11 protein-coding genes are annotated in these 10547 nt (G+C 73.8%); 3 read left to right on the top strand and 8 right to left on the bottom strand.

Features of this window, described 5'->3' with window-relative positions; genetic code table 11:
* The 4 genes from VGD85_RS02440 to VGD85_RS02425 form a co-directional block, all read right to left on the bottom strand.
* Positions 1 to 653: ATP-binding cassette domain-containing protein (locus tag VGD85_RS02440; RefSeq protein WP_331061858.1), on the bottom strand; the 653-nt coding region annotated here is incomplete at its 3' end.
* Positions 650 to 1873 (bottom strand): ROK family transcriptional regulator, encoded by a 1224-nt coding sequence (locus VGD85_RS02435; protein ID WP_331061857.1) that lies wholly within the window; start codon positions 1871 to 1873, stop codon positions 650 to 652. The genes VGD85_RS02435 and VGD85_RS02440, both read right to left, overlap by 4 nt.
* A 228-nt stretch (positions 1874 to 2101) precedes the next feature.
* Positions 2102 to 3292, bottom strand: a complete 1191-nt coding sequence (locus VGD85_RS02430; protein WP_331061856.1) for an ROK family transcriptional regulator — start codon at positions 3290 to 3292, stop codon at positions 2102 to 2104.
* Positions 3293 to 3451: 159 nt separating this feature from the next.
* The gene (locus tag VGD85_RS02425) at positions 3452 to 4171 is read right to left on the bottom strand and encodes an SGNH/GDSL hydrolase family protein (RefSeq protein WP_331061855.1); all 720 of its coding nucleotides are present in this window, start codon (positions 4169 to 4171) and stop codon (positions 3452 to 3454) included.
* Between the two features lie 89 nt (positions 4172 to 4260).
* Here VGD85_RS02425 and VGD85_RS02420 point away from each other — a divergent pair, with 89 nt between their 5' ends.
* Entirely contained in the window at positions 4261 to 5157 is an 897-nt protein-coding gene (locus VGD85_RS02420; RefSeq protein WP_331061854.1) for an alpha/beta fold hydrolase, read from the top strand.
* A 150-nt stretch (positions 5158 to 5307) separates the two neighbouring features.
* On the opposite strand, the gene hflX is transcribed toward VGD85_RS02420, so the two are convergent.
* Positions 5308 to 6798 (bottom strand): GTPase HflX, encoded by a 1491-nt coding sequence (gene hflX / locus VGD85_RS02415; protein ID WP_331061853.1) that lies wholly within the window; start codon positions 6796 to 6798, stop codon positions 5308 to 5310.
* A 56-nt stretch (positions 6799 to 6854) separates the two neighbouring features.
* Here hflX and VGD85_RS02410 point away from each other — a divergent pair, with 56 nt between their 5' ends.
* On the top strand, positions 6855 to 7427 hold the full coding sequence (locus VGD85_RS02410; protein ID WP_331061852.1) for a nucleoside/nucleotide kinase family protein: 573 nt from the start codon (positions 6855 to 6857) through the stop codon (positions 7425 to 7427).
* Here the strand turns inward: VGD85_RS02410 and VGD85_RS02405 are convergent.
* From VGD85_RS02405 to VGD85_RS02395, 3 genes are all read right to left on the bottom strand, one after another.
* Positions 7420 to 8982, bottom strand: coding sequence for an alkaline phosphatase D family protein (locus VGD85_RS02405; RefSeq protein ID WP_331061851.1), 1563 nt, complete (start codon positions 8980 to 8982; stop codon positions 7420 to 7422). The genes VGD85_RS02410 and VGD85_RS02405 overlap by 8 nt on opposite strands.
* A gap of 79 nt (positions 8983 to 9061) precedes the next feature.
* On the bottom strand, positions 9062 to 9466 hold the full coding sequence (locus tag VGD85_RS02400) for a MarR family transcriptional regulator (protein WP_331061850.1): 405 nt from the start codon (positions 9464 to 9466) through the stop codon (positions 9062 to 9064).
* 82 nt (positions 9467 to 9548) lie between these two features.
* A complete protein-coding gene (locus VGD85_RS02395; protein ID WP_331061849.1) occupies positions 9549 to 10367 on the bottom strand; it encodes a helix-turn-helix domain-containing protein in 819 nt (272 codons plus the stop codon).
* Between VGD85_RS02395 and VGD85_RS23145 the strand changes: the two genes are divergently transcribed.
* On the top strand, positions 10339 to 10547 hold a 209-nt coding region (locus VGD85_RS23145; protein ID WP_414690747.1), incomplete at its 3' end, for a maleylpyruvate isomerase N-terminal domain-containing protein. The two genes, VGD85_RS02395 and VGD85_RS23145, sit on opposite strands and share 29 nt — an antisense overlap.

Raw genomic sequence — 10547 nt, 5'->3', positions numbered from 1 at the left:
CCGATCTCGCGGATCTCCTCCAGCCGGTGGGAGATGTAGACGACCGCGACGTTCTCGGCGGCGAGGTCCCGGATCACCCGGAAGAGGTTGTTGACCTCCTCCTGGTCCAAGACGGCCGACGGCTCGTCGAGGATCAGCAGGCGGGTGTTGCGCGAGAGCGCCCGCGCCATGCTGACGATCTGCTGCTTGGCCGGCGAGAGCTCGCCGACGATCCGGGTCGGCGCGATCTCGGAGTGACCGAGCCGGGCGAGGAGCTCGCGCACGCGCGTGTAGGCGCGGTGTCGCTGGGTGAAGCCCGCCCGGGACACCTCGTGGCCGAGGAACACGTTCTCGGCGACGTCGAGGTGGGGCACCAGGTCGAGCTCCTGGTAGATCGTCGCGACGCCGTGGTCGATGGCCTTGGCGGGCGTGGAGAACGAGGCCTCCTCGCCGTCCCAGGTGATCGTGCCGGCGTCGGGGTGGTGGAACCCGGACAGCACCTTGATCAGCGTCGACTTGCCCGCGCCGTTCTGGCCGATCAGGCAGTGCACCTCACCGGCGCGGACGTCGAGGTCGACGCCGTCGAGGGCCCGGACTCCGGGGAACTCCTTGACGATGCCGGTCATCTGGAGCAGCGGCTGGGCGCCGGGCGCGCCGGTCGTCGGGATGGTCATCGAGCTCCTCCGGAGACGGCGGCCGGCGGCCGCGTGACGATCGTCGGATCGGTGAAGACGGCCTCGAGCACGACCGCCGCTCCGCCGTGGACGGCGGCGGCGAAGCCGAGCGTGGAGACCACGACGCGGGTGCCGCCCCCGTGGGGGGCGACGACGCCGGCGCCGAGCTGCTGCTCCATCGCGGGGCGCAGGTGCCGGCCCAGGTGGGCGAAGTAGCCGCTGAGCACGATCGCACCCGGGTTGAGCGCGTTGGTGAGGATCGCGGCCCCGGTGCCGAGCCAGCCGCCGACCAGGTCGAGCGCCGCCACGGTCCGGGTGTCGCCGAGCCGGGCCCGCCGGTCGATCTCGGCCAGCCGGTCGTCCAGCGAGAGGCCCGGGTCGCGGACCGGGTCGTCGGGGTCGGCGGCCGCGCCCAGCAGGGCCCGCAGCCCGCAGACGGTCTCCCAGCAGCCGATCCGCCCGCAGCCGCAGCGGCGACCGCCCGGGTCGACGATCATGTGGCCGATCTCCCCGGCGTACCCCTGCCGGCCGCGCAGCACGCGGCCGTCAGCGACGATCCCGCCGCCGAGCCCGACCTCGCCGAACAGCACCAGCAGGTCCTGGCGGGCGGGGTCGGCCGGCAGCGCCTCCGCGATGGCAGCGAGGTTGCCCTCGTTGTCGACGTGGACGGGGTACGCCGCGCCGAGGCGGGCGCGGAGCTCCGCGCCGAGCGGGACGTCGCGCCAGCCGAGGTTGGGCCCGAACGCGAGCACGTCGCGGGTGCGGTCGACCAGGCCGGCCACGCCGACGCCGAGGCCGACGACCTGGGCACCCGCGGTGTGCACCTCGTGCTCGGTCCGGGCGACCAGTGCGACCAGGTGGTCGAGCACCTCGCTGACACTCAGGCTGGAGGCGTCGAGGGACTCGCGGTGCTCGGCGAGCACCCGGCCGCGCAGGTCGACCGCGACCGTGGCGACGTGGTTGACGCTGATCTCGGCGCCCAGGCCGCACACGCCGCGCCCGTCCAGCTCGACGGTGGTGCCGGGCCGGCCCAGGCCGCCGCGCTCGACGCCGCCGGAGCGCACCAGGCCGAGCTCCTCGAGCTCGCCGACCAGACCCGACACGGCCGAACGCGACAGGTCGAGCTCCTCGGCCAGCCGGGCCCGGGAGCGGGGGCCCTGGTCGCGCAGCCGGCGCAGCACCTGACCGAGGCGCTCGGTGCGAGACGCGGTGTCGGGCATCGACCGGCCTCCCCTCGGGTCTCGCGCGGCGTGACCAGGGTCACGCGTTTGTTGGATCGAGACTCAAAGTAGGGCCGGCGCTGCGGCGTTAGCAAGCACTTCTGAGCGAAAGTTCCTCAGATCACGTCATTACTTTCGAAACCGACCTGACAAAGTCGCAGAGGTCTAGCCCAGCATGCGGTTGCTTGCGTCGAAACCGGCGCCCGAGGGGCGTCGGCGCGGACCCGGTCAGGAGGCGTAGACGGAGTCGCTGATCAGCCGCGCCGCGCCGATGACGCCGCCCTCGTCGCCCAGCTCGCTGAGCACGATCGGCAGGCTGCCGGTGGCGAGCGAGAGCGAGCGGCGGTAGGTCACGCCGCGGATCTCCGCCAGCAGGCCGTGCCCGAGCCCGGTGACCCGGCCGCCGATGACGATGAGCCCGGGGTTGAAGAACGACACCAGGCTGGCCAGCACCTGGCCGATGTGGCGCCCGCTGTCGCGGATCAGCTGGACGGCCTGGGCGTCGCCGCGGGAGACGGCCACGCCCACGTCGGCGGCGGTGAGCTCGCCCTTCTCCTCCAGCAGCGCCGCGAGCACGGGCGACCGCCCGGCGCGTGCTGCCGCGGTGGCGTCGCGGGCCAGGGCGGCGCCGCCCGAGAACGCCTCGAGACAGCCGGTGTTGCCGCACGCGCAGGTCGGGCCGAAGTCGTCGACCCGGATGTGCCCGATGTCGCCGGCGCAGCCGTCGACGCCGCGGTAGAGATCGCCGCCGATCACGATGCCGCAACCGATCCCGGTGCCGATCTTCACGAACAGGAAGTCGCTCGCGCCCTTGGCCACCCCCGCGTGCTGCTCCCCCAGCGCGAGCACGTTCACGTCGTTGTCGAGCACCACCGGACAGCCCAGCTCGCGGGAGACCGCGTCACGGACCGGGTAGCCGTCCCAGCCCGGCATGATCGGCGGCGAGACCGGGACCCCGCGGTGGAAGTCCACCGGCCCGGGCACGCCGACGCCGGCACCGGCCAGCCGCGTCACGCCGACCTCGGCGAGCAGCTCGCGGACCAGGTCGAGCGCCACCGCCAGCACGACCTCCGGGCCCTGCCGGATGTCACACGGGTGGGATCGCGTCGCCAGCACCGAGAGCCGCCCGTCGGTCACGCCCACCGACATGCCGGTGGCGCCGATGGCGATGCCGACGAACCGGATCTCCGCCCCGAGGTCGACCATCGTCGAGCGTCGACCGCCGCGCGACGCCGCCGGCCCGGCCTCCTGGGCCAGGCCGAGCTCGGTCAGCCGGCCCACCTCCGCGGCGATCGTGGTCCGCGAGACCTGGAGCCGGTCGGCCAGCTGCGCCTTGGACAGCGGGCCCTCGTCGCGCAGCTCGGCCAGCAGCCGGGCCTGGGTCGGGGTCTCCGCGCGGCCGGCCAGGGAATGACGCACGCAGGGATGATCCCACGCCGCACCAACCGGGCGCCGCCGTTCGCCGGATCGCCCGGGGCCGGGGCCCAACTCGCTGTAACGCCGTGTTACCCCTTCCTTCCACCGTGCTGCACCACGGTCGGGAGGTGGGGTAACACGGCGTTACAGCAGAAGGGGGGATCAGGCGGGGGGCATCTGGGCGATCCGGTCGGCGACGTAGTCGCCGAAGGCGTCGTGGCCGGCGGGGGTGAGGTGCAGCCGGTCGTGGAGGTAGTCCAGGGTCAACCCGGACGTGCGGATGTAGGGGACGCCGTACCAGGCCGCGAGCGAGGCCAGCTGCTCGTCGACGTGGGGTACGGCGGCGGCGCGCAGCGGCGCGCTCGCCGGTCCGACCACGACGACCCGGTAGCCCTCCAGGGCCGCCATCAGCCGGGCGAAGCCGTTGCGGATCTCGCGATCGGGGCGGTCGTAGTCGTTGAGCCCGCCCTCGACGACGACGAGGTCGGCCCCACCGCGTACGGCGGCCGGCGCCCGGTCGGCGAACGACACGTCGACGCAGGGGCTGGCGTGCTCGGCGAACCCGGACCCGGAGAACCCGGCGACGTGCACGGCTCCGGGCAGTCGCGAGGGCCAGGACGCGGAGATCCGGTCCAGCCCCAGGCCGGCCGACCAGGAGTCGCCGATCACCACGACCCGCTCGCCGGTGCCGGTGACCTCGGCCGCGCGTGCCGCGGAGTCGGCCGCGAACCGGTGACACCGGTTGGTGTCCGCGCCCGCACGCTCGGCGACGTTGAGGATCAGCGCGGAGACCAGGAGGAACACGAACAGCCCGCCGACGACGACCGTGCGGCGGCGTACCGATCTGAGCGAGCCCGTGCTCGCGACCCCCCGGAGGACCACGGGAGCAATGATGCGGTCCAGACCGGGTCCGCACCGGCGATGTTGCGAACCCGTGACGAAACCGCAAGAACTCCTGGCAGGCTGGCCGGGTGAGCGAGGTCGTGGAGGTCGGCGGTCCGGACGGTCGAGCCATCGAGGTGCTGACGGGAGGCGACCCGGGCGGCGTCGGTCTGCTCTACCACGGCGGCTCCCCGTCGGCGGTCGCCGACCACCCCCCGATGGAGGAGGCGGCGCGCTCGCTGGGGCTGCGCCTGGTGACCTACTCGCGCCCGGGCTACGGGGCGTCGACACCGCGTCCCGCGCCGGGAAGGTACGCCGACGACGTGACCGAGTCGGTGGCCGTGCTCGACGCGCTGGGCATCGACGAGTTCGTCACCGTCGGCTGGTCCGGCGGCGGGCCCCGGGCGCTGGCGTGCGCCGCGTTGCTGCCCGACCGGTGCCGGGCGGCCGCCTCGCTGGCCGGCGTGGCGCCGTACGACGCGCCCGACCTGGACTGGTTCGCCGGGATGGCGGAGGAGAACCACGCGGAGTACCACGCCGCCGAGGCCGGCCGGGAGACCTACGAGGCGTTCCTGGTCGGGGAGTTCCTGCCGATCCTCGAGGCCTCGCCCGCGCAGCTGGCCGAGGCGCTGGGCGGGCTGGCGCCACCGGTCGACCGGGCGATGCTGCAGGGCGACTTCGCGGACTGGCTGAGCCGCACGTTCCAGCGCGCCGGCGCCCAGGGGGTGGTCGGCGTCCGCGACGACGGGCTCGCCGCCACGTCCCCGTGGGGGTTCGACGTGGCGGACATCCGGGTGCCGGTCGCGATCTGGCAGGGCCGGCAGGACGCGATGGTCCCCTACGCGCACGGCACCTGGCTGGCCACGCACATCCCGCACGCCCGCGCCCACCTGTTCGAGGACGAGGGCCACCTCTCCCTCGTCGGCCGGCTCGAGGAGGTCCTCCTGGACCTCAAGCAGCTGGCCGGCCTGGGGCCGGGTGCATGAGTCTGCGGCCGACGGGGAACGGACGCTCCATGGAAGACACTCCCATCTGCGCCTCCGTCGAGCGGGACCTGGATCTCGTGTTCGACGAGATCACCGGTCCCCGCCCGGAGTGGACGCCCGCGGCCGGCTGAGCCTCGATGCTGAGCCTGCTCAGCTGATCGCGTACGCCGCGAGCTCCCCGGCCAGGTCGGCGTTGGCCCGGCCGACGACGACCGTGCCCTCGCCGGTGTGCTCCATCGAGTCGATCTCGCCATGCTGGTGCAGCCGGTTGATCAGGTCGCCGCGCTCGTAGGGCACCAGCGCCTGGAACTCCACGCCGGGGCGGGGCAGCTCGCCCTCGATCACCCGCAGCGCCTCGGCGATGCCTTCGCCGGTCCTCGCGGAGACCACCACGGAGTGCGGTTCGCGCTGACGCAGCCGCGCGAGCACCATCGGGTCGGCGGCGTCGGCCTTGTTGATCACCACGAGCTCGGGCACCTGCGAGGCACCGATCTCGGCGAACACCTCGCGGACGGCGGCCAGCTGACCCTCCGGGTCGGGATGTGAGCCGTCCACCACGTGCAGGATCAAGTCGGCGTCGGCGACCTCCTCCAGCGTCGAGCGGAACGCCTCGACCAGCTGGTGGGGCAGGTGCCGCACGAAGCCGACGGTGTCGCTCATCGTGTAGATCCGGCCGTCGGCGGTCGTCGTACGCCGCGTCGTCGGGTCGAGCGTCGCGAACAGCGCGTCCTCCACGAGCACGCCGGCGTCGGTGAGCCGGTTGAGCAGCGAGGACTTGCCGGCGTTGGTGTAGCCGGCGATCGAGACGCTGGGGATGTGGTGGCGACGCCGCTCCTGGCGCTTGGTGTCGCGGGTGCCCTTCATCTCGCGCAGCTCGCGGCGCAGCTTGGCGATCTTGGTGTTGATCCGGCGCCGGTCGGTCTCGATCTTGGTCTCACCGGGACCGCGACCGCCGATGCCCGCACCGGCGGCGACCCGGCCACCGGCCTGGCGGGAGAGGTTGCCACCCCAGCCACGCAGGCGCTGCTTCATGTAGCTCAGCTGCGCCAGCTCGACCTGCGCCTGGCCCTCCTTGGACTTCGCGTGCTGGGCGAAGATGTCGAGGATCAGCGCGGTCCGGTCGACGACCTTGACCTTGAGCCGGTCCTCGAGGTTGCGCAGCTGGCTGGGCGCGAGCTCGCCGTCGCAGATGACGGTGTCGGCGCCGGTGGCCTGGACGATCTCGCGCAGCCCGTCGACCTTGCCGCGGCCGATGTAGGTGGCCGGGTCGGGCGACTGACGGCGCTGGTAGATCGCGTCGAGGACCTCCGAGCCGGCGGTCTCGGCGAGCAGCGCGAGCTCGGCCATGGAGTTCTCGGCGTCCTCCACCGAGCCCTCGGTCCAGACGCCGACGAGCACGACCCGCTCGAGGCGCAGCTGTCGGTACTCGACCTCGGTGATGTCCTCGAGCTCGGTGCGCAGGCTCGCGACCCGGCGCAGCTGGTGGCGCTCGGCCAGGTCGAGGGCGCCGGTCGTCAGCTCCTCGGGGTCGGGGGCGTCGAGGTCGGACTCGGCGTACCCGGACTCGAAGTCCTCGGCGTCGTCCCAGCCCTCGGTGGCCTCGAGCTCGTCATCGAGGTTGAAGTCGGATGCGTTCGTCATATGGGGAACAGCGTACGTTTCGTTCATCTGCTGAGCCCAACGCTTAACCTGGACCCGTGATTCCCCCGGTCCCGTCCGGCACGCGCCTGCTCGGGATCACCGGCGCCCCTGGCGCCGGCAAGTCCACGCTCGCGGCCGCGCTGCGCGAGCGCGACGGGGTCGCCGTCGTCCCGATGGACGGCTTCCACTACGCCGACGTCGAGCTGGTCCGCCGCGGCCTGCGCGAGCGCAAGGGCGCGCCGGAGACCTTCGACGCGGAGGGGTACGCCGCGCTGCTGCGGCGGGTCCGCGCCGGTGAGGCCGACGTCGTGGCGCCGATGTTCGAGCGCGACCTCGAACAGCCGCTGGCGGGGGCGATCCCCGTGCCCGCGACGGGCACGGTCGTCACCGAGGGCAACTACCTGCTGCTCGACGAGCCCCGCTGGCGGGCGGTGCGCGCGCAGCTCGACGTCGTGTGGCACGTGGTGCTCGACGACGCGGTTCGGATCGAGCGGCTGGTCGAGCGGCACGTCCGGTTCGGCAAGACCCCGGAGGAGGCGCGGGCCTGGGTCGCGAGCGTCGACGAGCCCAACGCCCGGCTCGTCGAGGCCTGCCGCGAGCGCGCGGACCTGGTCGTCGAGCTCAGCTGACCGGCTCGAGGTCGGTGGCCCACAGGGCCGCTCCTGAGCCGTCGTGCAGGGTCACGGTGAGCAGGCCGTCGGCGGCGATCGCGAGGTGGCCGAAGAACTGGTTGCCGGCGCGTGGCGACTGGGTCCAGGCGGCGGTCTCGTTGCCCTTCGAGAACACGACTCGGGGGCCGAACGTGCCGTCGAGCTGGGCGTCCTTGGTCGCGAACGTCCCGGCGGCGACCGGGCCGGAGACGAACTCCCAGAACGGGTCGAAGTCGGTGACCGCCGCGCGCTCGGGGCTGTAGTGGTGGGCCGCGGTGTAGTGGACGTCGGCGGTGAGCCACACGACGTTGCGCACCCCCGCCCGCTGGAACGCCGCGAGGATCCGGGCCAGCTCGGGCTCGCGGCCGGTGGGTGGACCACTGTCGCCGTTGGCGGCGCCGTCGAGGTCGTCGGCGTGGTTGGACGGCGCCGAGAGCGGCAGGTCGGCGGAGATCACCTTCCAGGTCGCCCGCGAGCGCGTGACCTGCTCGACCAGCCAGCGCTCCTGGTCCGGCCCGAGGAGCCCGGGCTGGCCCGGGTCCGCCGACGTGGGGTTGGGCCCGCGGTGGGAGCGCATGTCCAGGCAGAACACGTCGAGGTGCTGCCCGCGGGGCACCCGCCGATAGATCCGCCGCCGGGCGAACCCGTCGCCGGCGCTCTCGACGAGCGTGCGCACCGGCACCGGCTGGTACTCCTGCCACGCGCGGCGACCGCGCAGCGCGAGCACGTCGGCCCGGCGCTCGGCGTACCGCTCGTCGTCGATGACCTCGCCGGGGTACCAGTTGTTGCAGGTCTCGTGGTCGTCCCACTGCGCGACCGTGGGGACCTCGGCGTGGAACGCGCGGACGTGGTCGTCGAGCAGCGGGTAGCGGTGCCGGCCGCGGAACTCCTCGAGCGTCTCGGCGACCTTGTCGACGCCCTCGGCGACCAGGTTGCGCCACGTCTCCCCGGTCGGCTCCGCGACCGTCGGGAGGATCTCGATGTCGGCGTAGATCGTGTCGCCGCAGTGCAGGAACAGGTCGGGGCGGGTGCCGAGCATCGCGCGGTACGTCGTCAGCCCGCCCAGCTCGGGGTTGATCCCGAAGCCCTGGCCGCAGGTGTCGCCCGACCACACGAGCGACTGGGCGGCGGCGTGGACCGGCGCGGTGCTGAAGCTGACCCGCTCGACCGCACCGGTCGCGCCGTCGGGGCCGGTGAACCACAGGTCGGCGTCGTACCGGCGCCCGGGCGCGAGCCCGTCGAGCACGATCCGGGCGGTGTGGTCGGCACGCTCGTCGGCCCAGACGCCCTCGATCTCGCGCAGGACGCGACCGTTGCTGGAGATCCGCGCGTCGAGGCGGCCGTCGGCGGTGGCCCGGGCCCACAGGACCGCGGAGTCGGTCGTGACCTCCCCGGACCGGGCGCCGTGGCTGTGCTCGACGCGGTCGCGGAGCAGGGCTGGTGCTCCGCGGCGCAGCCCGTAGGCGACCAGGCCCGGCGTCCCGCCGATCGCGACTCCGGCCATCAGCGTGGTGCGTCTCCCGAGGAGGACCATGCCTGGCACGCTCCCGGCACCGGCCGACGCGGACCGGACGCGGACATGTCGCGCCGGTCAACAGCGGGTGAGGAACCCGCTAGGCCAGGGCGGAGCGGGCGCGCTCGTGGACGGCCGCGAGCACCCGCTCGGTCGCGGCGACGTCCTCGGCCGGCAGGTCCCGCCAGATCCAGTCGGTCCGGGCGGTCACCGTCGCCTGCAGCTCGGCGACCAGGGCCCGCCCGCGCGCGGTGGGTCGTCCGTCGTGGAGCAGGCCGGCGTCGGTGAGGCCCTCGACCAGGCGCGCGGCGTCGGCGAACCGAGCCCGGTCGGCGACCGCCGCGACCAGGTCGTCGTGCTGGTGCACCTGCTCCTCGAGCAGGTGGGCGAGCCGGAGGGTGACCCACTCCGGTTCGGTGAGGCGTCCGTCGAGGATCTCGCCGAGGACGGCGTTGAGGGCCTTCTCGGTCTGGCCGATGAGCTGGGGCCCGAGGGGCAGGGGCATGGCGGTCTCGCTCTCGAATCGTTGGTGTTGCCAACGATAGCGGGTCGTTGGTTGCGCCAACAGTCTCCGTGGAGGGGCCCGGTCAGCGTGGCTCGGCCGCGAACTCCCCGGGGGTCAGGCCGGTGACCGCGCGGAAGTCGCGGCCGAAGTGGGCCTGGTCGGCGTACCCCAGCTCGACGGCCACCCGCGCCAGGTCGGGGCGGTCCGCCGCGCGCAGCCGTTCGGCGGCCTCGTGCAGCCGGCGCCGCTGGATGAGCCACTTCGGGGACAGGCCGATCCGGCGGGCGGTCAGCCGCTGCAGGGTGCGCTCGGCGAGCGCGAACTCGTCGCACACCTGGCCGACGCGCTGCACGTCCGGGTCGGTCTCGACGTGCTCGACGATCGCGTTGACGAGCAGGCCCTCCTCGTCGACCGGGAGCAGCCGGGCGAGCCGGTCCTCGACGATCGCCACCGCCGCCCGCTGGCGTTCGGGGTCGTCGGGCTCGCCCGCCACCGCGTCGCGGATGCGGCGCACGAGGTCGTCGTCGGCGAGCGGGACCGCCCGGTCGGTGAGCCGGTGGACGGGCCCGCCGACGAGCGCGAGGCCGGCCGCCGGCTGGAGCATCGTGCCCAGCGCCCACCCCGACCCGCTGAGCTCGGTCGTCGACAGCCCGCTGCTCGGGCCGATCAGCGTGGCGTAGGAGTCGGAGACGACGATCAGGCAGACCGGGTACTGCAGCACCCGCTGCACCGAGACCCGTCCGGGCGGCAGCGACCAGACCGGCATCCAGTAGCGCCGCACCAACGGCGCGAGGGCCGGGCTCGGCGCGAACCGGTGGATCGGCGGGGTGAACCCGGTCGGGTCGAGCAGGTGGGCGCGTTCGGTCGGGTCGATGCGCCGGATGTCGCCGCTGCCCGTCATGTGTCGGATTCTTTCAAGCACCGCCGACATCGGGCCCCAGATGCTGGGCGCCATGAGCTTCTTCCTCGACGCAGCCGACCGATTCACCGCCCTCGTCACCGCCACGACCGACTGGTCCGCGCCCAGCCCGTGCGAGGGCTGGAGCGCCGCCGACGTCGTCGACCACGTCGTCGACACCCA

This window comes from Nocardioides sp., assembly GCF_036401255.1.
In the GTDB taxonomy this organism is placed as follows: Bacteria; Actinomycetota; Actinomycetes; order Propionibacteriales; family Nocardioidaceae; genus Nocardioides.
This window is presented reverse-complemented; position numbering and strand designations above follow the sequence as displayed.